The sequence below is a fragment of the Bombiscardovia coagulans genome (assembly GCF_002259585.1).
GTDB classification, from domain to species: Bacteria; Actinomycetota; Actinomycetes; order Actinomycetales; family Bifidobacteriaceae; genus Bombiscardovia; species Bombiscardovia coagulans.
Genome location: NZ_MWWS01000005.1, coordinates 153228 through 176382 on the forward strand (window position 1 = coordinate 153228; position 23155 = coordinate 176382).

Genomic DNA, 23155 nt, shown 5'->3' on the forward strand with positions numbered 1-23155 from the left:
GGGGCCATTGCCTGCTAATGAGACTTGCGTAAAGAATTTCTTTGCTTCCGTTCGTGCAGCTGTCAGAGTTAGTACAATAGTGTTCTGGTATGCATGCGACTTGTGTTGGGAGGTGGCAATGGCTTCTTCAGTAAGCTTGCAGGTGCCTTCCAGTATCTTGGATTGGGTCGTGAGTATTGGCGCTCAGGATTCTCTTGACAGTGACCAACAACATCAAATTGAGCTGTGGAAGCAAGGGATTGAATCTCCTAATATCACAGATGTTACCCGTCTGAGTAACCAGCTGCACGTTCCATTTGGTTACTTCTTTCTGCGGGAGCCTATCGACGATACTCCGGCAGTTTTTGCGCGTCGTACGATCGGTTCAGTTGATACATACAGTCGACCTTCTAGAGAGCTAGTAGACACAGTTACTGATATGACAGCTTTGCAGGATTGGGCAAGGCAAGATCAGATAGACGCTGGTGAAGAGGTGCTTCCCTTTGTGGGATCTGTAGACACTCAAACCAGTGTTGGTTCTATAGCCCGCGCTATGAGGAAGGTTTTAGGAATAGAGTCTGACTGGTACAAGGGTCGATATAAGAACCGCGTTCTTTCCAAAGCAGAGGTTGCATTCCCTTATTTACGTGAACGCGCAGAATACGCGCACATCATTGTTATGCAGAACGGTGTTGCGGGGAGGGATACTCACCGGCCACTCGATCCTGATGAATTTCGTGCATTTGCTCTTATTGATACATACGCGCCTCTCGTATTTATCAATCGGGCTGATGAGTCTGAATCTGCCCGCTTATTTTCTTTGGTTCACGAGCTTGTCCATGTTTTCTTGGGTGAAGCCGAGTTGTTCAACGACAGCAGGATACCAAGTGCGGTATCTGTGGTAGAGCAGGTTTGTAATGAGGTTGCTGGTCAGATCCTTATGCCAGACGAGGCGTTTTTGCAAGCTTGGGATCGAGGAACGGAGCTGTCTGTACAAGAAAAGATACAAGAGGTACAGAATTATTTTCCTCTTTCAAAGTTGAGTATAGCGGTGAGGGCGCTGAGTTTTGCTTGTATCACGCAAGAGCAATATGAGCAATGCCAACAGCTAGCCCAGCAGTGGGCGCACAAGCAGAAACTTGAGAAGCCTAAGAAGTCTGAAGGTGGAAGCTTTTACAATACTCTCGGTAGCAGGATAGACAGGCGTATTTTAGATCGGATAGCGACGAGTGTTGCGGAAGGTAGAACTTCTTATACAGATGCATACCGGCTGACCAATACGGGGAGAAAGACCTTTCCTAAACTGTTAGAAAGGCTTGGGATATGATTGAAAAAGTTCAAGGTGTGTTGGACCTGTCGTTAAATGATCCTGAGTATCTGCTTGATGCAAATTGTCTCATTGACCCATACAACCGGTATTACCAAATGAGCTTTGATCTTTCTGAACGTTTCTGGAATCGCTTAAAACAACTCGTCACATCGGGCGTTGTGGCTGTGATTGACAAGGTTAAGGATGAGGTCTACGGGAAAAATTCCGACAAACTTGACCTGTGGTTGGATGAGGTTACAAATACCATTATCGAGTGTAAGGGCTCGGAAGGTATTGTGGGACAGTATAAGCAAGTATTACAGTTTCTACAGTCGCCTGATTGTCAATATCAACAGACCGCTATTCTAGATTGGGCGGATGAAAAGGTTGCTGATCCTTGGCTCATAGGAGCTGCGTCTCATTTGAAATCTACAATCGTTACCTTCGAAAATGCTCAATCAAAAAAGGATGCGCCTTGGAAGCATCCAAAAATTCCCACGGTTGCTAAAGCTTGCGGAATCCAATGCATACATCTGTTTGACTTCATGAAAAAAGTCGGTCATTTTTAAAGCCTGAACAACGCTGCTTGGGCACAGTAAGATGGTATGTGTAGGGGAAGCAGAACATGGAAACGATGATGTATGACGATGACGGCACCTCATCAACACAAGTGGAGGAGGCTTTATGGAAGCACCAGACGGAATCCGCCTTGAGCAAGTAGGGGAGCAGTCTCAGCGACTTGCACGATCCGCTTGGCAGTACATGCAGGATTGTAAAGCTGCTGATAATGGTTATACAGCAGGACTAGGCAGTTTGGAAGACTTAGAATCTATACAGGCTGTGGAAGAGAATTGGATTCCGCAGGTAATCAATGAAACCGAGGGTAAGCATTTGCCTGATGGATGGGTTCCAGCTATAGAGTTTTGTGCCTTGAATCAAGACAATCAGATTGTAGGTATGATTCAGCTGCGACTTGAGTTGAACGACTTCCTTTTCAATTATCTGGGAAATATCGGTTATTCTGTTCATCCTGACTTTCGGCGCAGAGGGTATGCGCACTACATGTTGCATGAGTGCTTAGGAAGTGCCCGCCAGCATGGACTAGATCGTGTATTAGTAACTTGTAGTGTAGATAATGAAGGCAGTAGAAGGACGATTCTGTCCTGTGGTGGGCGTTTTGAAGATACCCGACTAAATCCAGAAGAAGGCCTCTGCCAGCGGTATTGGATTGACCTACAGTAGGTGCTGTGTATGTAGCTTGTGAATGAGCTTGGCATGTTTATTGCTTTTGCCTGGTTACAGGTATCAATTTTGGCACAATAATCAATATGGTTTGGGTCATAATACTTGCATGGATTGCAGTAGTGGTCGTGTTGGTTGTTGCTCTTTTACGTTTGGCTCAGGGAGAATCTCAAGACCATATTCTCACTCGCGCAAAAGCTAGGCGAAATCAGTGGTGGTCTGATAAGGATAGTCATGCGAGTGCCTCTAGTGATCAGCAGATGCCGCGAAGGGCTGGATCAGCTCCGGCATACACGCCTCAGACTCCAGCGGTACAGCTGAGGCGTGCCCGCCCATATGAAGACAACGAAGACACCATGGACCATCCTGTCTATGTGAACGATTCCTCTGTAGTGGAGGTTAAAGCTTTGATGACTCCAAGTCCTACGGATTCTGATGGGACGAGTGGTAAAACTGCTGATTCTCAGCTGTCTCAGACAGTACAAACAGGAGAGCTTGCTGCTGAGACCTCCGACCAGATACCCCGGACCCCTGCCAGCTGAAGCTAATATGCGAACGTGTCCGTTCGCGACTTTACTCTTGAGGGTATGAATACTTACGCTATTATCGCTCTCATCTGCGTAGTTGTTGTCTTAGCTGTGCTAGGAATTTGGTGGCTTGTGGCTAGGCGTCGCAAGCGAAGGATTGAAGAACAAGTAGGTCAGGTTGCTGCACAGGTGGCACAAGCTGGTGCAACATCTGCTGGTCAGGATGCTGGAGCTCAGGAATCTCAAGGTGGTAAGGTTCGATCAGGGCGGAGTGAACAAGGGTCAACCCGTAATTTAGAATCTCCTGAATCTTCAGATTCACGAATTGTGCGACTGAGGGCGAAGCTAGCTAAGAGTCCTAACCCCTTTGGCAAGGCGCTGTTTGCTATTCTTACCAAAGACCACCTGAGCGAATCAGACTGGGAAGATGTGGAAGATACGCTCCTACGAGCAGATGTAGGTGCGGAGGCTAGTGAGCAGTTGGTAGATGAACTCAGGGCTGATGCTCGAGTGACTGGTGAAAAAGATCCCCAAAGTGTGCGTGCCATGCTGCGGGAGAAACTGTTGGACTTAGTCGAGACCGGGCAAGACCGTTCTCTGCTGGCGTCAATGCCAGGGGCTGCAAAGCCTTCAGTTATCATCATGGTTGGGGTGAATGGTACTGGTAAAACCACGACTGCCGGTAAATTAGCACGTCTTTTCGTCGCCGATGGTAAAACAGTAGTATTAGGTGCTGCGGATACTTTCCGTGCAGCTGCTGCTGATCAGCTGGAGACGTGGGGTAGTAGAGTCGGCGTTCCTGTTGTGCGATCAGAGCGAGAGGGAGCCGATCCTGCTTCGGTGGCTTTCGAAGCCTCTTCTCGCGCAAAGGAAGAGCAAGCTGATCTCTTGATTGTCGATACCGCTGGTCGCTTGCAGAACAAGGCTAACCTGATGGATGAGCTGGGCAAGATACGCCGGGTAGTAGAAAAGAATGTGCCCGTAGGTGAAGTGCTGTTAGTCCTCGATGCGACTACCGGGCAAAATGGCATGATTCAGGCTAAGGTATTCGCGCAAGCAATCGGTATTACCGGCATCGTACTAACCAAATTGGATGGGTCAGCAAAGGGCGGTATTGTGATTTCCGTCCAGCGTGAGTTGGGTGTTCCGGTTAAGCTGGTTGGTCTGGGTGAAGGGCCTGATGACTTGGCGCCCTTCAATCCGCAGTCATTCGTTGACGGCATTCTAGGTGACGAGTGAAGCATTACAGTCTTGAGAAAAGGTGAGTGATATGGATTCAGGTTCTACAGCGTGGATGCTCATGGCAGCAACGCTTGTGGTGGTTCTTACGCCGGCAGTTGCTCTCTTTTATGGCGGCATGGTGCGTGCTAAGAGCGTGTTGAATATGCTCATGCTATCGATCGGTGCTGGAATGATGACGACCTTAGTATGGGGAATCTGGGGTTGGTCAATTGCTTTTGGGGGCAAGGATATCGGTGGAATTTTTGGTGATCCCACCACTGGATTCCTCCTTAAAGATGTAGTGACCGCTAAGGATGGTCTCTTTACTTCTGTAGACCTCAAAAATGCTTTATATCCGCGTATTATTGATGTAGGGTTTCAGGGTGCTTTGGCCATGTTTGCAGTGACCCTTATTACAGGTGCCCTAGCTGAAAGAGTCAAGTTCTCTACGTGGATTGTCTTTGTTGGATTGTGGGTCACGTTTGATTATGCTCCTCTAGCTCACATGGTGTTCAACCATGGCCTCTTGGCGGCAGACGGTCCTATTTCTAACGCCTTGGGTGCGCCTTTACGTGACTTCGCTGGCGGCTCCGTAGTCCAACTCAATGCGGCTATAGCTGCTTTAGTTATTGTTCTCATTATTGGTGGGCGTAAAGGCTTCGGAGAACGTTTAGCTGGTCCTCACAACCTGCCTATGTCGCTGCTCGGTGCATCCTTGCTCTTCCTTGGTTGGTTGGGTTTGAATACTGGATCAGCATTCGGAGCTACGGGCACAGCCGGTTATGCGTGGGTGACAACCGCTTTGGCTGCCTGTGCCTCCTTGCTTGGCTGGATGGTGACGCAGAAGATCCGTGCTGGGCACTATACAGCTCGCGGTGCGGCGTATGGTCTCATGGCAGGGTTGGTGGTTATTAGTCCTGCTGCCCCTTCTGTAGCTCCGCTTTGGGCTATTGTTATGGGACTTATTGCCGGAGTAGTTTGTTGCTATACCTGTACTCTGAAGTACTCCCTAAAGTATGACGATACCTTGAATGTAGTGGGAGTTAACGGAGTTGCTGCCCTACTAGGGATGTTGCTGTTAGGTTTCTTTGCTACCGGTACAGGGTTGTTCTATGGTGGTGGTTATAAACAACTGCTTGTCCAGTTGGTTGTGAGCCTTATTGTTATGGTGTACTCAGCTGTTGTGACGGGCATCATTGCGTTCGCGCTTGAGAAGGTCTTGGGCTGGAGGTTGAGCGAGGCTCAAGAAGAAGCAGGTGTTGATATATCTGCTCAAGGAGAACGGGCTTACCAGCTGACTAACAAATTCGAGTAAACGAACGTGACGAGTAAGAGGCAGTGGGGTGAAGGACTCACTCTGCTGCCTCTTTGTGTGGATACAAGCGCAATGAGTGCGGTGTCACGTATGCGCTAAGGCTCGATTCATCCATTGATCTGACTTGGTTCTCAGGCCGTTGAATAGTGCGCGTGCTCCAATATAGAGGAAGTTGATAGCTGACCAGAGCATGACAATCTTCCAGATTTGGTTTGTCCAATTACCCGCCCACCATGTGAGGGGGATGAGGGCTGCAACGTAGATGACAGCTGTAGCTGAACAAGTTGCTGCTAGGTAAGGATAGTCTCCAGCGCCAATCAAGATGCCATCGAGGGCCCACATCCAGCCTGCTATAGGCATAAATACGCCTTCGACAGCCATTCCCACTGTGATGAGGATTTGCACCGCCGGGTTGGGGCTAAATAAGGGGGCGGCCACAACGCCTAGCAGTATCATCGCCGCGCCTACAATGATGCCAAGCATCATGCCTGCGCGAGCAGAAATCTTGGTCATAATGCGTGCCCTATCTTTGTGTCGGGCACCAAGCTCTGTTGCAACCAGTGATTGGCCTGCTATACCAACCGCATCCAAAACATTTAAAGCAAAATTCCAAGCAGAGTTAACGCCTTGGTAGCCGGCTAGTACTTGCTCACCAAGGTGGGTGGCAGCCACGACCGTAGAGGCTAAGCACACTCGCAAGGCTAGTGTGCGTAAGAAGAGTGGGAATCCGTCACCTGCCGAGTTTGCGATTCCAGACAATCGTGGTCTCAAGCTGGCCCCTTCTTTCTTGGCCCAGATAAGGGCCGGCAAGCAGAGAAAGACACCCATATACCATTCTGCGATGAGGGTGGCAACGCCTGAACCGAGGATCCCCCAATGAAAGCCAAAGACGAAGAGGACTTCCAAAACAGTGTTCAGTATGGCTCCGCTGACAGCAGCTATGAGCGTAACCTTGACTTTTTGCAGGCCGCGGAAGATGCCATTGGCTGCGTATACCAGGAGCATGGCGGGCAGTCCAAAAATGGTGGCATTAAGGTATATTTGCGCGGCTGCTAGGACATTGCCGCTCGCTCCCATAGCCTGGCATAAGGGTGAACTACATGCGACTAGTAAGGCACAAACGATGATACCGATTCCTAGCGCTAGCCACATGCCATCAATGCCGACTTCCATGCCTTCTTTGCGCTTGCCGGCTCCCATAAGTTGTGCGACTTGAGAAGTGGTGCCGTATGCCAGAAAGACGCACAAGCCTACTGTAGTAAGCAGGACGGTAGAGCCTATTGATAAGCCAGCTAAAGCTGCATCAGAAATATGCCCCACAATAGCGGTATCGATCATGACAAAAGTTGGTTCTGCAATGAGCTGACCGAAAGTGGGTATTGCAAGCGCTGTAATAGTCCTGTATATGGATCGCTGGCTGAAGTCCACCGTATTGTTGTGGGCTGTATGTTTTTCAGAGTCTGCCTCTTCTACATTCATCGCTGATCTGCCCTCTGTTTCGCTCATGGGTTACCCAATGATTCTAACTGTATTGCAGTTGATGTTGCCAACTTTCCTTAAGGGATATGTGGCCTGTTGTGAAGTGAATGCTTGCCTGCTTTTATCAGGTTTGAACGACTTCGGAGGGGTGTGTCTACCGGTGAAGTATTCCTGTTCATACCATATAAGGTTGAGTGTTGCAAGGGCTTCAGGCTTCATTGATGCTTGTCCCCAAGTTTTGCACATAGTTATACCCACCATGTGGATAAGTCGGTTAGTTTTCCTCGGTGACACGCCTATAATGTGGATAACTTTTTCTTTTGTCCACAAGCAGGAAGTAGCCCGTCCCCTACAGCGGTGAAGAAGTGTGACACGCATACCAATGTGGAGTAATAGTAACGGTTGGCGGAACGTAAGAACGGTAATATGCTGGGATAAAAGTCTCATCCTGAAATAGAGGGTGGGCCATAGAATCGGGTATATGGCAAGTGAGCACTATACAGATTTTTCTCACCCAGAACGGAAGAGTAGCAGCGGGCGGGCAGGCTCGCGCGATACCCTTTTTGATCGCGTACCTCCCCATGATGACGATGCAGAAATGGCTGTTTTGGGTGGCATGTTAATGAGTAAGGATGCCATTGGTGAAGTTTCTCAAATGATCGATGTCACGGACTTTTACCAGCCCAAACATCAGACCATTTACCAGGCTATTATCACCTTGTTTGCGGCTTCACAGCCTGTCGATGCAGTCTTGATAGCAAACCAGCTTCTCAAAGACGGTGATCTGGAAAAAGTAGGAGGCACTGACTATCTGCATTCGCTAGTGGCCTCAGTGCCGACGGCAGCTAACGCAACATATTATGCTGATATTGTTCATCAGCGAGCTATCCTGCGAAATGTAATTGTTGCTGGAACAAAAATTGCCCAGATGGGATACTCGGCAGAAGGCTCGCAGGCGGAAGAAATTGTCAACTTAGCTCAGGCAGAAGTCTACGAAATGAGCGTGGGGAAGGTTCGCCAAGACTATGAGGCCATAGGTCCGGTAGTGCAAGATACCCTCGAGCAGCTCGACAAGCTTCAAAATGGACAGGTAGAGAGGGGTGTTCCCACTGGTTTCAGGTCCATCGACGATGTAACGCAAGGATTGCAACCTGGGCAGATGGTGGTTGTAGCAGGTCGTCCGGCAATGGGTAAGTCCACCTTGGGTGTTGATTTTGCTCGTGCAGCGTCCCTGCACCACAAGATGGCTACAGTTATTTTTTCCTTGGAGATGAGTAAAAACGAATTGGCCCAGCGTATTATTGCCGCAGAGACCGATATTCCTCTTGTTGCCTTGCGTCGTGCAGATGATATCTCCTCTGAGCGTTGGAAAGTACTGAACGATTTTTGGGGGAAGCTTCAAGATGCTCCACTCTTTATCGATGATTCACCGAATATGAGTTTGATGGAGATCCGTGCAAAGTGCCGTCGTCTCAAGCAAACTAATGATCTCAAACTCATTGTGATTGACTATTTGCAGCTGATGAGTTCCGGCAAGCAGGTGGAGTCGCGACAGCAAGAAGTTTCCGAATTCTCCCGTGCATTGAAACTGCTAGCGAAAGAATTAGAAGTTCCAGTTGTGGCACTCAGCCAGCTCAACAGAGGTCCCGAAGCCCGAACTGACCGTAAACCGATGCTTTCGGACTTACGAGAATCCGGTTCTATCGAGCAGGACGCTGACGTGGTCTTCTTGGTCAATCGACCTGACTTTTATGATAAAGAGGATCGCCCCGGGGAGGCTGATATTATTATGGCCAAGCACCGTAATGGTCCGACCGACACCTTTACGCTGGCCTTTATTGGTGAGAAATCAAAGTTTAAAGATATGCCTCAAGATCAGCAGGGGGGCGTGTGAGTTGAACGAGGACCAAGCAAAGCAATATAACGATACTCCTAGGAGCACACCGCGTAGGCCTTGGTATGCCGGCTTGGCACTGCCGGCAGCGAAGATTGCACGTACGATTTCTCGTCTGACTCACCATGGGGGGTCGGCTTTGCCTGGCCGGGTGGTAGAGCGAATGGACCCCACATTTTTGGCCTCTACACTCGCTCAGCTGCCTATGGGAGTAGTTCTCGTGTCAGGTACAAACGGTAAAACGACTACCACACGCATGGTATCTAGTATGCTTCAGTCTCTAGGGTTGAAGGTTTTTACTAATCCTACGGGCTCCAACTTCACTAGAGGAGTGATCTCCGCCTTAGTTGAGCACATGACGGTACTGGGTGGAAGAAAACTTGACGCAGATATTGCCGTATTGGAGCTAGATGAGGCATATGCAGTGCACTTTGTGAAGCAAGTACACCCCCGTTATACACTGCTACTGAATGTGATGCGTGATCAGCTTGACCGCTTTGGTGAAATTGATAATACTGCCCGCCTCCTGGGTTCAGTGGCTGCTGCGACCACTGGAACGCTTGTCTTGAACAGGGAAGATCCCCGTATCGCCCAACTGGCTCAGCTGGCTCACCATGGTACGAATATTCGATATTTTGGCTTGGCTGATAGCCTGCTGTCGTACTTCCCCTCTGATGATGAGATGCATGAGTTAGACCAGGTTGGTGCGGGAGCTGATGAATCCAATGCGAAGGAGCCGCACGAACCTAGCCTCCAACAGAGAAGGTTAGATGCAAGACCACAGCATGAATTGAAAGCTGAAGTGGTCCTCAAATCTGTAGGTGATCATCGAGCAAGTTTTGTTATCGCTGGACGTGAGCGGAGCACCCCAGTCAAGTTGGAGGGTGTATACAACCTCTATAATGCTGCTGCTGCCTTAGCTATAGTAAGAGCAGTGTTGGCTGATAAGTCGTCTGCGGCAGCTCCGTCTGATGAACGTCTCTTACAGGCCCTATCCACGGTAACTCCAGCTTTCGGGCGAGGTGAGGTGATTACCTACCGGGGTGTACCAATAGACTTGGTGCTAGTCAAGAACCCTATGGGCTTTAGGCTGGCTTTATCTTCATTTAGTCCAGCAGATACAGATACGATGATTGCGATTCGTGATGAATATGCGGATGGGCGAGACATGAGTTGGCTGTGGGATGTAGACTTCAGTTCTTTGAGGACTGAAGGGGTGTCCATGGTTTCGGGGACGCGAGCCTATGATATGGCTCTTCGCTTGGATTACGATCAAGTACCCGTTGTGCAAGTGGAGCCTGACCTGGCACTTGCCCTAGGGCAGTTTGTAGATATGCATCCAAGCAGACGCAAGCGCATATATTGTACCTATACTGCCATGCTCAATGTGCGCACAGCATTAGGCAAGATGACGCATGTCAGCGATGTTGGAGTAGGCGCCTGATCTGGTGAGAGTATAGCGGCTAGTATGCAGGAAGAAATTGCTGGTGGAGTGGTTGAACATGATAATGAGAGCTGCTGGTATGTGAGCTCATTGGTGGGCAGTCGGAACTTCAAAAGAGGGAGAATGGTGTGATGAAGGTAACCTCGACCGAAGATATGAAAAATCAAAGTGCTCTTGAAACAGCCAATAAGAAGATAGACTTGGTGTCTCTGTATTCCCGTGATATGAACATTTATGGTGACTCGGGTAATGTGCTCACAATCGCTCACCGCCTGCGCTTATACGGTTATCAGCCAGTTATACACAAGATCAATCAGGGTGATCCATGGCCGGACCAAGTCGATATGATTCTCGGTGGTGGTGGTCAGGATCAGGGACAGAGCAAAATTATGGCTGACCTGTTCGAGCGCTCGCAAGTTCTGCACTCGCTTGCAGATAAGGGTGTGCCAATGTTAATGGTTTGCGGCCTATACCAGCTGTTTGGCGATTATTTTGAGACTGCTGAGGGTGAACGTCTAGATGGTATAGGCATCATTGGGGCGTATAGCTTGGGGCGGCCTGTACGAATGATTGGTAATGTAGTTGAACATACCAGTGTCTTTGGCGATGTGATTGGGTATGAAAACCATTCAGGTCAAACATTCCTCAATGAGGGTGTGGAGCCTCTTGGCTTGGTGGATGCCCAAGGGTGTGGCAACAATGGTGAAGATGGTACTGAAGGAGCTCGTGTTTACAATGTCATCGGCACTTATATGCATGGGTCTCTCCTGCCCAAAAATCCTGCCATCAGTGACTTTTTAATCCAAACGGCGGTGGAAAACCGATATGGAAAAGGAAGCTTTGATTCAACTGGAGCGCCCGGTTCAGCAGAAATTGTACGCTTGGATGCTCTAGCTGATAAGGCCCGCCAAGTTGCCTCTGCTCGTCCTCGTTGAGCTGCCGGTGCTGCCGGTTCGGTACTACTATGAACAGACCGTTAGTCTGGGATCCGTACAGGAAAGCTAGCTGTTGCCTCTGATAACTGTTGAGGTTGTTTCTTGCTGTGTGTGGCTTTTAGATGTTATTGTGTTGATTTGTAGTAGTGACCTGTTGAGTGGGTCCATGAGCAGTTCAAGGAGAAAAAAAGAAGATGTCTACTGCCCTATTTTCAAAGGGACCTTGTCGGGTAGAGGTTATGAAAGGTTTCGATGCCATGCCTGACGCAAACTTGCAGGAATGCTTACAGAGACCGTTTTACTTGTTTGCAAGAGGTAAGGGTCGTGCATGCCGTAAGGAAATATGGGTATTTGCGATTTTTGTTACGGCGATAACTTCTATACTTTCCCACATCTATCGTACTGGTGATTGGACGTTTATTCCTGGTGTAGTTTCGTTGGTGCTAGCAGTTCCACAGTATGCATTGACTGTGCGTCGGCTGCATGACTTGAAACTGTCAGGCTGGTTGGCTCTGATTCCTTGGGGTCTGTCTTTCGCCGCAGTCGGTTTCTTGCTAAACGGAGAGATGAGCAAGGGGGGCGTAGCCACTCCTTCTGCATATGGTGCAGTAATCTGCATGATCGCTGCTGTGGTCACACAATTGGTGGTTATGTGCGTGCCATCACGGTACAAGCCGCCGACAGCCAATAACAGCTGAGAAGAGACACAACTACGCTCCACAAGTAGGAGCCAGACAAGTGGTCACATGTTTCAAGCATGTGACCACTTGTCATATGAGGTACTGTCATTTTTTGGTTTACTTTCAATGTGAATCGCTGCATCTACAGAGAAGTAGTGGAGACCAGTTTCGCTGGTAATCCTGTGCAAACGCGAAGCCAGCAAGAGTATGCACAGAGTGAGGGTGCAATAGGTGCGGATCCATGATGTGGAGAAGAGCAAGATTTCTGTACGATTGCGACTAGTATGGTAAGCAGGTGCTATGTCGCATAGAGGCGTGGCCCTAAGTAAAGGAGGTTTGCGATGGGTGATTTCAATATCGGTGATGGTTTGCGCAAGGTTATGCTAGCAGGCATTGGTGCTCTGGCAACTGGCGTTGAGAAGGGGCAAGAGATTGTGGATCAGCTGGTCGAAAAGGGGGAGCTGACCGTAAATCAGGGCAAGGAACTCAATACTGAGCTAAAGCGGAAAGCTCAGGCCCAGCATGAGGGTCCTGCACAGCAAGCAAGTCCTGCCACACCGAAGGATGAGGCTACTGCTTCGATGCCGACTCCTGCCCCCGGTACGGTCTACACCATTAAGCATCAAGAGTAGTCAAGGTAGCGGCATTAGTGAATAAGACAAGGGAAGGTGCAGAAGCCTCAGGTTTAGATAATTCGTCTCAGAACGATCAAACTAATTCAGATGATCAGAAGATGCCTACCATTGGTCTCTTTGGTATTTCGGAACGAGGTTCGGTCAGTGGAGTTAATGGACTCCGCCCTAATCGCCATAGTAGGTTTAAACGCCTCAGGCAAATATGGCATATTGTAACCCAGTTTAATGTGGTTCAGGGGTTAACGCCAGTAACCCTCAGACTCATGTTTGAAGCATTAGGGCCCACGTTCGTAAAAATGGGACAGATTTTATCCATGCGTTCCGAAATTCTGCCTGAGGCATTCTGCAAGGAGCTTTCGAAATTGCGGGCGGACGCTGACCCCATTGCTTATGAGACGGTAATGGATACCCTTGCAAAGGAGTACAAACGACCTTTAGATAGTATCTTTGCCTCGATAGATCCAACTCCATTAGGTTCGGCTTCTTTGGCCCAGGTTCACCGAGCAAAGCTTGTGACCGGCGAAGATGTGGCAGTGAAAGTCCAAAGGCCTGGTGTCCGTGAGACCATGGTTCAAGATATCGATATCATGCGCACCTTTGTCAAATGGTTCGGGCGGCTAGCGCCCAAGCAAGCTCAGGTGGTCGATATCAAAGGTGTGGTGGAGGAGCTGTGGCAGACCTTCCAAACAGAGACTAACTTTGTGACTGAGGCCCACAATTTGGTGCAATTTAAGGACTTCTGTAAGAACTACGCATACATTGATTGCCCCGAACCCTATCCGCAATATTGCACTGAGCACGTAGTCGTCATGGAATACGTGGACGGTATTTCCGTTTCACGACCGGGACAGTTGGTAGCTGCTGGTTACGATTTAGATGAGATTGGCACCAAGCTGGTAGATAACTATGCTACTCAAATTCTGGACGTCGGGTTTTTCCATGCTGACCCGCACCCGGGTAATATCATTGTGCGCGATGGCAAGATTATTCTGATTGATCTGGGCATGGTTGGTCGCTTAGATACTAAAACGCGTTCCGTGTTGAAAGATATGATCTTTGCAGTTGGTAGGGAAGATTCACCGGGATTAGCGGAAGGTCTTTTGCGCTTCGCAGGTACAAGCGCTGTCCAAGCTGACGATTATTCCGCTTTACTGTCTGACCTGGATTCCATCGTTCAAGAGTTCGGCAAGGTTGATTTGGCAGACTTAGATATCGGCGAATATATCAACTCAATCATGCTGTTGGCCCAGCGCCATAATATTACAGTACCTAGTTCGGCAACTATGGTTGCCCGCTGCTTAGTGACTTTGGAGGGTCTCTTAGACGAATTCATGCCCAATGCCAACATGGTTGAGATTATTTCTCAACATGTCGCTAGTTCTGTAAGTCTTAATGACAGACTCAAGCAAGGTGGGAAGAAACTAGCTCTTGAATCTGACCAAGCTTTGCATGGGCTGCTTGGAACGCTCTCCGAATCGCGAACTGCGGCGCGCATGCTCACAAGAGGCCAGCTCAGGGCAAATGTGCAAGTCGTAGGATCTGAGGAACCGTTACGTCAGCTCTCCGATATGGTGAATCGTTTGGCTATGGCTTTAATTGTGGCAGGCTTATATGTGGGTTCCTCAATTGTGTACTTTGCTCATATGAAGCCCTTGGTTTTTGGTATCCCCTTGGTGGGAATGCTGGGCTACGTAGTAGCTTTTATGCTTTCAGTTTGGATTGTCTTAGACATCCTCCTAAAAAATCGTGCTTCTAAACGTCGGCAGACAGGCCAGTCATCTAATTAGTGTGGTCATAAGTAGGTACTCATGTCTTTATCCGTTACGATAGGCAGGGGAGGTGTGTACATGGGGTTTCTGGGGCGAATTGCCAGAATGGGTGAAGTGTTGCTGGGGGCTGGATTAGCCGCTGGAGCACTTGGAGTCTGGGCAATAGCACCCAGAGGTAAAACTGTCCGGAAGAAGCAAAGGGCTAGTGATGTGCCTGGTGTTTATTTTGCGCATAGGGGGCTTCATGATTCGGGTTCTGGTATCGAATCTGATTGGTCTCAAGCCACACGTGATGAGAGAGAATACTTGTCTGTATCGCGTCAGCTGGCTGTAGGGAACATCGAATCTGCTGACCCAGGGACAAATTCGGACGCTGTCACACAAGATTTGGCTACCGTTCAATCCGGAAGCCAACCTGCATCTCTGACGCCAGAAAATTCACTACCCGCATTTGCGGCAGCCTGCCAGATGGGTTATGGCATTGAATTAGACTTGCACTTGAGTCGGGACGGGCAAGTTGTGGTTATCCATGATGATGACCTCAAGCGCGTTGCTGGAGACGGCCGTAAGGTAAGTGACTTAACCTATGCAGAACTACAGCAGATACCTCTGAGCTCAGTGCACGGTTCTAACACTGGCGGAGAGGCCATCAACCACGGGCCAGTCTCCACTGCTGGTCGGCGTGCTCGGCATGCCCGGCGTTCGCCAGAAACAGCTTTTGTACATGTTCCTTTGTTGAGTGATGTGCTTCGCCTAGTCGATGGTCGCGTTCCTTTAATTGTTGAGTACAAAATGGGCAGGGTCCTAGACCGACAGCTCATGGAGAGTGCAGACATTCTTTTAGCTGCTTATAAGGGCCCATACGTGATTGAATCGTTTAATCCTCTGGTCTTGGCCTGGTACCGTCGTTATCGACCATCAGTCTGTAGGGGGCAGCTGGCTGTGTCCTTCCACGGACGAATCTCATCAAGTGAGCAACTGTGTCAAGCTATGGCTAGTTCTCTTTTGTTTAACTGGTTGGGACGACCCGATTTTGTGGCCTACGAATGGCATTCTGGTTCTTCTGTTCCGATGAAGCTCTTTCGTGCCCTGGGTGGTATTCCTGTGGCTTGGACAGTGAGATCTCGGCAGGCAGAGTGTGAAGCAGCAGCGATGTTCGACCACTTCATTTTTGAAGGCTATTTGCCATCAGCATCCCAATAGTTTTCTCGAGAACGGTATAGTGGCTCATCGGTTTGCTGTGGAAGGTATGCTGGATAGTAGAACTCACAAAACAATACAGATTATTTCACACTTTTGTAGCCTTAAGCGGCATGTTGCTGGCAACTTTTGCTTATAGTAAAGCTACTCCAAAAGGGTGTTCTTAGCTAAACGCTACAACAGGCTGGGCGATTATGAGCTTTCATTCGGGTGTACGGATCATAAAGGGCGGCGTGAGAGCGCTTCATGGAGATGGGTCTGGCTTCCGTGGCCGGATTCGTATGGTGAAAGCTGGTTTCCGTAAGCTGAATTCTTACCTGTCTCGATCGTTTCCGCCGAATCTAGCCCGCATCCTGCTCTTTACTTGTGCGGCCTTGTGGGGCGGCAGTTACATTGTGGCCAAGGTTGCTATACGAGTAATTCCTCCCCTATGGCTCATGGGTGTTCGCATGATGTGCGCTTGCCTTCTACTTATGCTGCTCTTCCGTAGGCGCATTACGCCTCATTTGACGCGAAAGGTTATTTGGCCTGCACTTGCTGTGGGACTGACCTACTACGGCAATATGTCTTTGCAAACGATAGCCCTCAAATCGATAGAACCAGGACGGAGTGCCTTCCTGACTGCCTCTTACTGTGTCATTACGCCGTTTGCTATTTGGGGCCTCTTCCACAAGAAACCCCGCCTCGTCAACATAATTGCTGCGGTTATTTGCTTGTTAGGTGTTGGGTTTGTATCCTTAAAGCCAGGCACTACAGGGCTTGCTCTGTCTGTAGGCGACTGGATGACCTTAGGTTGTGCATTACTATATGCCTTTAACTTGGCGCTTATGGGGTATTTCACCCGTATTTTCTCGCCTTTATCAATGACCTTCTTGCAATTTGCTGTTGCAGGGATCTGTTTCCTTACCAGCGCTGTTGTCTTTGAACCTGCGCCAAGTACAGCTTGGCTTCAGACACCAGTGATGTTGAGCTTTTTGTACCTTATTTTCTTCGCCACTTTTGCTGCTCAGATTATGCAAAATGTTGGTCTTGCTCACATACAGGCGTCTTCAGCTTCAATCATTATGTGCACAGAGTCGCTCTTCTCCGTAGCTTTTTCTGCCATGTTCATGGGCGAACGCATCACAGTAACTTCCCTGATAGGGTTTGCTTTGATTTTTGTCGCTATCCTCATGTCTGTGGTTGACTTTAGCCGTCTGCTCCCGAAGCCTAAGTCGCGTGTCAGCATAACAAGCTAACGGTCCTCGTAACTGTCCATGAGTACAAGCTGGCCCTGTTTCAGATCAGATTAGGAATTGAAACAGGGCCAGCTTGCGGGTATGAGTGTTACTCAGTCAATGACCCCGTAGAGTCGGTCTCCTGCGTCTCCAAGACCAGGGACAATATACGCATGCTCATTGATTTTCTCGTCAACTGCGCAGACAACGACCTTGAGGTTTATCTGGGGATCAATTTCCTTTTTCAGTCGGTCTAACCCCTCTGGAGCTGCCAAAATGTTGATAGAAGTGACGTCTTTAGCGCCGCGCTCTGCCAGATAATTGGTGGCTGCGATAAGGGTGCCGCCGGTTGCTAGCATAGGGTCAAGCAGGAAGCATTGTCGTCCAGAAAGATCTTCAGGAAGTCTATTGGCGTAAGTGATGATATCAAGTGTATTTTCATCACGTTTCATGCCGAGAAAGCCTACTTCTGCTGTGGGAAGCAGGCGTGTCATGCCGTCAAGCATACCTAGTCCAGCACGGAGGACAGGTACCACCATGGGGCGAGGTGAAGAGAGTTTCTTACCAACCATTGAGGCCACGGGTGTCTCAATCCGGGAGTCCTCAATGTCCAGATTGCGGGTTGCTTCGTATGCTTCGAGCATGACTAACTCGCTAGTCAGGTCGCGGAAAGTGTTGGAAGGAGTGTTCTTATCCCGCAAGACAGTGAGCTTGTGCTCAATGAGCGGGTGCTGTAATACGTGGAGTTCCATACTTCTTAGCCTAGCGCAGGAATTTCATTTTTACTTACAAATAGGGAGCACAAAACAGAAAAAACATGTATTTGAGAAGATGATGCTCATAAAGAAAGAAACGCCGAACCGTGAAAGCGCCTGTCGGCGCAAACGCCGCTCGCAGCGGCAACCAATGGAGCCCGGGGCTTAAACACGATCCGACGCAGTACCTATTCTACGGCAGATTTAGGTTGTGAGAACAGATATCACATTTTACGCTTGGGGAGATGGGTAATGCGTTACGCAAAGGTTGTTATTCCAGTTTGTTCTGCCGCCAAAGTTTGGCAGCCTTCGCAAAATCTTTAGATGTAATCATTAATGATGAAACAGTTTTTCGGGCAGTGGCATAGTTTCGCCCCGCCTGTCCTGCCTGTTGGGCTGCTTGTAGATGTTGGCTAGCTTGGGAGGCATGGTCGAAGCTTGGCGTAGTTGCAGCTAAACCTCGAGCTATTACCTCGCAAAAAGCGCTGGCTCTTTCTAGGGCTATGGCAAAGTCCCCAGTAAAAGCTCCTGTCAGAATGGAATCAGCTAATCGATCCATGTCATCTGCTGTTGGTGTTGAATCTACCCCCGCAATGGCTGAGGCTGCCGTATGCGTTGGCTCCCCAATCTTCCATAAATGACTAATACTGTCGCTCTGGCGCTGCATCCAAGAGCGAAGAAGGTAGAGTCTCCACAAGGTTCCTGGCAGGGTATCTGGTGGTGCGCTGCTCCACAGCTCCGCTACGATATCTACCCCCTCACGGTCTACAAGTGACACTACTTTCTCTACAATTTGTGGGTCAGTAGTGTGATGGACTTTATCAAGCAGGGAAGCTGCTGATACGTGACTCATGTCGTCAATTTCTTGAGGGTCCCTACCTCCAGAAAGTTGGTCGAGCAGAGAAGCATCGAGCTGTCCTGGGCGGGAGGGGTGGTTGGATTGAGCTGTATTGATGAACCCAGAGCGAGAAGATCGAATTGAAGAGGAACCGAGGTTTGAAGTACTAGTAGACAATAGGTCCTACTTTCTGAATATCAATGATAGTCGGTCCCTGCTCGCCTTCAATGATGTGCAGCGTCAAAGCTGTGCCGGTAGGCATGTAAGGAGAACGACTGGGGAGGAAGCGTCTCAAGCTTTTTGTGGGGCATAGTGAGCGGAGGTGCTCAAAAATGCCTCCTAAAACAGGCCTATGCATGCAGACTAGCTTAGTTGTCTGCTGTGTTAAAGAGTCTTCTATGAGCGCATCTAACCAGGCGTATGCAATAGCCGGATTCTCTGCAAATGCTGACTCGGTCAGGCAATCAGCAGTTGCTATGGGTTGCTCAGTCTCTGCTGAATAGGGGCGAATCGTCTGTACGCAGCGGGTCCATGAAGAGGAAAATAGTTCATCTGGAGCCCAGCAGACTAACTGTTTGTTGAGAGCGTAAGCAGCTGCTGCTCCTCGAGGAGTTAGGGGTCGTTCTGCGTCATTCCCGCTCCACTCCTTGCGGGCAATAGATTTAGCATGCCGGACAATGATGATGGAGGAAGCTGTTAAAGCTCCTTGCTCAACTCTGTCTACAAAGAGATCAAGAATCTGCCTATCGGTAGCATGGGTGAGCTTAGTTCGAGCTTTCTTGACACTAACCCAAGTTACTTGATCGACCTCACCAGGATCGGGAGAGGAGACTCTGCCTATAACTGCCCGCAAGCGTTCTGCCCGGTCTTCTCCAGCTAAACTGGCCATCCAGTATGAAATGTGCTTACGCCTGCCATTCCCATGAGCATTTTTCTGCTTGCCTTCGTTGTTAAGCGGGTACTCAATGTCCCCAAGGTAGGGTCCCAAACGGATGACATGCCCTGTCTCTTCGCCTACTTCTCGCACAGCAGCCTGGGCATGAGTTTCATGGGCCTCTAGCTTGCCTTTAGGCCATGACCAGTCGTTGTATTTTGGTCGGTGAACCAGGCACAGTTCTATGTGGTCAAGTAAGGAACGTGGATTGCTGTTCTGTTGGGTATTGTGCGTGCTTACCCTGGTTGGAATGTGCTCATCTCCTTGCTTCCACCGGTAAACAATGGCTCCCGCAGCTTCTACTGTTCTGCTCATCTTGACCCCCTTTCAACTGTTCGTTTGACGCGGATGCTTGCTCAGTGCTGGTTGTGCTTGCCCCGTGTATGTCGATCAATCAAGAACTCTTGGCAGTCCAACAATGGCTGTCCCTTGTCGTCCCGTGAGTGGCGGACATATCTGCCGTCAGGAAGCATATGCCAAGACGAAGTAGTATCTGACATTTGCAAATCGATATAGTCAATGAGATCTTGTACTTCATCGGGTGCAGTGATGCGCACGAGAGTTTCTACTCGCCGGTCAAGGTTACGGTGCATAAGATCGGCCGAACCTATCCAGACTTCCGGCCCAGAAGTGGGTCCCTCGCCAATCTGCGGCCCCTGCGCATTAGCAAAAGCGAAGATTCGAGAATGCTCTAGGAATCTACCCAGAATCGAGCGTACGCGGATGTTTTCACTTAATCCTGGTAGGCCGGGTTTCAGTGAGCAGATGCCACGTTCTACAATGTCAATCTTTACACCAGCTTGGCTAGCCCGGTAGAGCGCATCAATGGTTTGCTCGTCTACGACAGAGTTGACTTTGATTTTGATCCAAGCTTCGTGACCGCTACGGGCAGCTGCCTCCTCCCGCTGAATACGGGCAATGATGCCGGTACGGACGGTGCGAGGTGCCACTAAGAGACGGTGGAAGCTCGATTTTGGAGCATACCCTGAGAGCTGGTTGAACAGGCGAGTGAGGTCCTGTCCAACTACCGGATCGCAGGTCAGCAAACCTAGATCGGTATATGAACGTGCAGTTTTAGGGTTGTAATTGCCAGTTCCAACATGGCAATACCGTTTTAAGCCGTCTGCTTCTTGTCTGACTACGAGAGAGAGCTTGCAGTGTGTTTTGAGTCCTACGATGCCATACACCACGTGGACGCCTGCGCGTTCTAGCTTGCGGGCCCATGCTATGTTAGCTTCCTCATCAAAGCGGGCTTTAATTTCGACTATGGCAAGGACCTGCTTGCCTGCATGAGCTGCATCAACCAGAGCATTGATGATGGGTGAATCGCCAGAAGTTCGGTAGAGCGTCTGCTTGATAGCTAATACATCTGGGTCCGCCGCAGCTTGAGCCAAGAAAGCCTGTACTGAAGTAGAGAATGAATCGTAAGGATGATGCAAGAGGATGTCGCCCTCGCGAATAGCGGCAAAAATATCCTGCGCTTGACTGGACTCTACGCGAGCAATCTGGCGGTTTGTTGTGGGGATAAAAGGTCGGAATTTGAGATCTGGACGGTCTATGGATTGAAGCTCGAACAGGACTGTCAAATCGAGAGGCGACGGCAGTTGGTATACCTCGTCTTCTCTGACCCCAAGCTTGCTGGCAAGCAGTTGAGAGAGGAAAGGAGACGCAGAATCTGAGATTTCAAGACGAATAGGTGGACCAAATCGACGTTGAAGGAGCTCTTTTTCCATAGCATTGAGTAGATTCTCTGCGTCGTCCTCTTCAACGTCAATGTCCTCGTTACGGGTCAGGCGGAAAGACCTGGCCTCTTTAATCCTCATGCCAGGGAACAAGGATTCCAAATGGGCTATAATGAGGTTTTCCATCATAATGAACCCATAGCGTTCCTCGTGAGCTTCTTCATCAGTGAGGTCATCAACAGCCACGAGACGGGGCATATTGTCTGGAATTTTAACCCGTGCAAAGTGCGTTTTACCCGAGGTGGGATTTTCGACAAGTATGGCTAAGTTGAGCGAATTGCCTGAAATATATGGGAAGGGGTGTGCAGGATCAACTGCCAAAGGTGTTAGAACAGGAAATACTTGCTGGTGGAAGAAACGAGAAAGACGCTCTTGCTCTGGTGCTGTGAGCTGGTCCCATTTGAGCAAAACAATATGCTCCTCGGCTAGAGCAGGCAGCAGGGTGTTAATGGTGTACTGGGCATGCTCTTGCTGGAGTTTATGGGCTTGTTCAGAAATAGTGCGCAATTGCTGTCGTGGACTTAACCCACTTAGGGCCGGAACCGCAATACCAGTGTCTACACGACGCTTCAAACCTGCCACGCGGACCATGAAGAACTCGTCCAAGTTGGAGGCAAAAATAGCGGAAAAGTTAGCTCGCTCTATGAGAGGGGCATAGTTGTCTTCTGCCATTTCCAAGACTCGTTTGTTGAACTTGAGCCATGATAGCTCTCGATCAAAGAAGCGATCCTTGGGCAGCGGTTCGGCCTCAGTGGCGTCACTCTGATTGCGGTTGAGCTTATCGCTTTCCGCTATGTGTTCTGCGATCTGACTTTTAAGAATCGCTTTGGAGGGTGCGTCGAATTTCTGAACCATACATAGTACTGTATGCGTTTGTTTGGTCGGGTGCAAATGAAAAATATCACACTGGCTACCTTCTCAAGCATCGTAGGTGGATGTTTTCTGCTGCTGGAGGGAAGGATATCCTACATGCCAATCTACATTCGACCACATTCTTGAACTCCTTGCATCCCATGTGAGTGCATGACCTGTAATGGAGACATGACTCACACACACTACATGTGCACCGCTGCCGGCAACGTTTCTAGGCAAGCACAAACGTCTGTTAGTAAGTATCGTGCGAATGGATTGGTGCCTCGCACGCCAGTTTATGCTCCTTCGGAGGTCCATAAGAGAAATCCGACCTCAAACAACAGTGTGCAGGAACAAGAGAGAGCAGTACGTTCGCTGGTCTTTCTTACAGCTTGCCCTGGAGTAGGGCTTACCACATCTTTGGCTCTCTGTGCTAGCCATTTGCAAAAAAGAGGGCATCAATGTGCCTTGCTGGATCTAGACCTGGAAGCAGGAGGTATGGATGTGCTCTTAGGTCTAGAGTCAGACCCAGGTTTGAGGTTGAACGATATCGAGGCTCCCCTGGGAAGAATTGATGCTGCTGCCTTAGATCATGAGGTATTGAAGTGGGAGGGTATGAATGTTCTTAGCTGTGACCCTTGGAAAGGTGATCCTCCACAATGGTGGGACATAGAGGCGGCGCTCAAGGCTTTAAGCCAGAGTAATGACATAGTGCTCATTGATGGCGGTCGCGGCCAATGCATAGAACAACTTGAATTACTTGAAGATCAGCCCTGTGTACTGCTCGTTGAACTTTCGATTTTGGGCCTTGCGCGCACTCAATCGTTCCTCATGAATATGGCTGAGTCAAAGGTAAATTCTTCAACTTCACAAGGTCCTGTAAGAGACTTTTCATACTGGAAGCGATGTATGCAGGAAAAAGTTCATGTAGTAGCAGTTGATCCTCGCGGGTTACGGGGGTCACCGCCGGTTAGTCGAATCGAAGCTGAAGACTTTTTAGAGTGCAAAATTGTTGCTAGTTTCAAACCCCAACAGCAATTAACATCTGACCTGCTGAGGGGTCTGGGGGTGAGAAGGTTACCTAGAGCATACCGAAAGTCTATTGCTGAACTGTGCTACCAGATAGAAGAATGGGTTGCCCTGGACCATGCAATCCGGCCTAAAAGTATTGGTTTCTGGGGTTAGATA

The 23155-nt window shown here is 49.3% G+C and carries 20 protein-coding genes; 15 read left to right on the top strand and 5 right to left on the bottom strand.

Translation table 11 applies throughout. The features are described 5' to 3' along the window. Nucleotides 1-118: 118 nt before the first annotated feature. The 6 genes from BOCO_RS05390 to BOCO_RS05415 all read left to right on the top strand — a co-directional run bounded on the left by BOCO_RS05390 (nucleotide 119) and on the right by BOCO_RS05415 (nucleotide 5593). Complete coding sequence (locus BOCO_RS05390; protein WP_148140065.1) at nucleotides 119-1306, top strand: ImmA/IrrE family metallo-endopeptidase; 1188 nt, start codon at nucleotides 119-121, stop codon at nucleotides 1304-1306. After that, the gene (locus BOCO_RS05395) at nucleotides 1303-1857 is read left to right on the top strand and encodes a DUF4411 family protein (protein WP_094723074.1); all 555 of its coding nucleotides are present in this window, start codon (nucleotides 1303-1305) and stop codon (nucleotides 1855-1857) included. Before BOCO_RS05390 ends, BOCO_RS05395 begins: the two co-directional genes overlap by 4 nt. Before the next feature lie 115 nt (nucleotides 1858-1972). Beyond that, the gene (locus tag BOCO_RS05400; protein WP_094723075.1) at nucleotides 1973-2530 is read left to right on the top strand and encodes a GNAT family N-acetyltransferase; all 558 of its coding nucleotides are present in this window, start codon (nucleotides 1973-1975) and stop codon (nucleotides 2528-2530) included. 86 nt (nucleotides 2531-2616) lie between these two features. Further along, nucleotides 2617-3072, top strand: a complete 456-nt coding sequence (locus BOCO_RS05405; protein WP_094723076.1) for a hypothetical protein — start codon at nucleotides 2617-2619, stop codon at nucleotides 3070-3072. Between the two features lie 45 nt (nucleotides 3073-3117). Next, complete coding sequence (gene ftsY / locus BOCO_RS05410) at nucleotides 3118-4296, top strand: signal recognition particle-docking protein FtsY (RefSeq protein WP_094723077.1); 1179 nt, start codon at nucleotides 3118-3120, stop codon at nucleotides 4294-4296. A gap of 22 nt (nucleotides 4297-4318) precedes the next feature. Next, nucleotides 4319-5593, top strand: coding sequence for an ammonium transporter (locus BOCO_RS05415; RefSeq protein WP_169711891.1), 1275 nt, complete (start codon nucleotides 4319-4321; stop codon nucleotides 5591-5593). Nucleotides 5594-5677: 84 nt separating this feature from the next. Here BOCO_RS05415 and BOCO_RS05420 read toward each other — a convergent pair whose 3' ends face one another. Next, nucleotides 5678-7099 (bottom strand): MATE family efflux transporter, encoded by a 1422-nt coding sequence (locus BOCO_RS05420; RefSeq protein WP_338023403.1) that lies wholly within the window; start codon nucleotides 7097-7099, stop codon nucleotides 5678-5680. Between the two features lie 454 nt (nucleotides 7100-7553). Here BOCO_RS05420 and dnaB point away from each other — a divergent pair, with 454 nt between their 5' ends. The 8 genes from dnaB (at nucleotide 7554) to BOCO_RS05465 (ending at nucleotide 16867) form a co-directional block, all read left to right on the top strand. Then, entirely contained in the window at nucleotides 7554-8966 is a 1413-nt protein-coding gene (gene dnaB, locus BOCO_RS05430) for a replicative DNA helicase (protein WP_094723081.1), read from the top strand. Between the two features lies 1 nt (nucleotide 8967). Then, the gene (locus BOCO_RS05435) at nucleotides 8968-10410 is read left to right on the top strand and encodes a Mur ligase family protein (protein ID WP_420835403.1); all 1443 of its coding nucleotides are present in this window, start codon (nucleotides 8968-8970) and stop codon (nucleotides 10408-10410) included. 155 nt (nucleotides 10411-10565) lie between these two features. Beyond that, on the top strand, nucleotides 10566-11345 hold the full coding sequence (locus BOCO_RS05440) for a type 1 glutamine amidotransferase (RefSeq protein ID WP_094723122.1): 780 nt from the start codon (nucleotides 10566-10568) through the stop codon (nucleotides 11343-11345). 239 nt (nucleotides 11346-11584) lie between these two features. After that, nucleotides 11585-12043 carry a DUF805 domain-containing protein gene (locus tag BOCO_RS05445; RefSeq protein ID WP_158520423.1) on the top strand — a complete coding sequence of 153 codons (459 nt, stop codon included), beginning with the start codon at nucleotides 11585-11587 and terminating at the stop codon, nucleotides 12041-12043. Nucleotides 12044-12366: 323 nt separating this feature from the next. After that, entirely contained in the window at nucleotides 12367-12657 is a 291-nt protein-coding gene (locus BOCO_RS05450; RefSeq protein ID WP_094723084.1) for a phasin family protein, read from the top strand. 101 nt (nucleotides 12658-12758) lie between these two features. Then, nucleotides 12759-14447, top strand: a complete 1689-nt coding sequence (locus tag BOCO_RS05455; RefSeq protein ID WP_094723123.1) for an ABC1 kinase family protein — start codon at nucleotides 12759-12761, stop codon at nucleotides 14445-14447. 60 nt (nucleotides 14448-14507) lie between these two features. Next, nucleotides 14508-15632, top strand: a complete 1125-nt coding sequence (locus BOCO_RS05460; RefSeq protein WP_244568760.1) for a glycerophosphodiester phosphodiesterase family protein — start codon at nucleotides 14508-14510, stop codon at nucleotides 15630-15632. A gap of 191 nt (nucleotides 15633-15823) precedes the next feature. Next, entirely contained in the window at nucleotides 15824-16867 is a 1044-nt protein-coding gene (locus BOCO_RS05465; protein ID WP_244568761.1) for a DMT family transporter, read from the top strand. Nucleotides 16868-16959: 92 nt separating this feature from the next. Here the strand turns inward: BOCO_RS05465 and upp are convergent, their stop codons facing one another. From upp to BOCO_RS05485, 4 genes are all read right to left on the bottom strand, one after another. Beyond that, nucleotides 16960-17598 carry a uracil phosphoribosyltransferase gene (upp, locus tag BOCO_RS05470; RefSeq protein WP_094723086.1) on the bottom strand — a complete coding sequence of 213 codons (639 nt, stop codon included), beginning with the start codon at nucleotides 17596-17598 and terminating at the stop codon, nucleotides 16960-16962. A 274-nt stretch (nucleotides 17599-17872) separates the two neighbouring features. Beyond that, the gene (locus BOCO_RS05475) at nucleotides 17873-18616 is read right to left on the bottom strand and encodes a thymidine phosphorylase (protein ID WP_094723087.1); all 744 of its coding nucleotides are present in this window, start codon (nucleotides 18614-18616) and stop codon (nucleotides 17873-17875) included. Further along, nucleotides 18606-19688, bottom strand: a complete 1083-nt coding sequence (locus BOCO_RS05480; RefSeq protein WP_094723088.1) for an NUDIX hydrolase — start codon at nucleotides 19686-19688, stop codon at nucleotides 18606-18608. The genes BOCO_RS05475 and BOCO_RS05480 overlap by 11 nt, the downstream gene beginning before the upstream one ends. A gap of 41 nt (nucleotides 19689-19729) precedes the next feature. Further along, nucleotides 19730-21970, bottom strand: coding sequence for an RNA degradosome polyphosphate kinase (locus tag BOCO_RS05485; protein ID WP_094723089.1), 2241 nt, complete (start codon nucleotides 21968-21970; stop codon nucleotides 19730-19732). Nucleotides 21971-22156: 186 nt separating this feature from the next. Between BOCO_RS05485 and BOCO_RS05490 the strand changes: the two genes are divergently transcribed. Then, entirely contained in the window at nucleotides 22157-23152 is a 996-nt protein-coding gene (locus BOCO_RS05490; protein ID WP_148140066.1) for a CpaE/TadZ family protein, read from the top strand. Nucleotides 23153-23155: the final 3 nt, after the last annotated feature.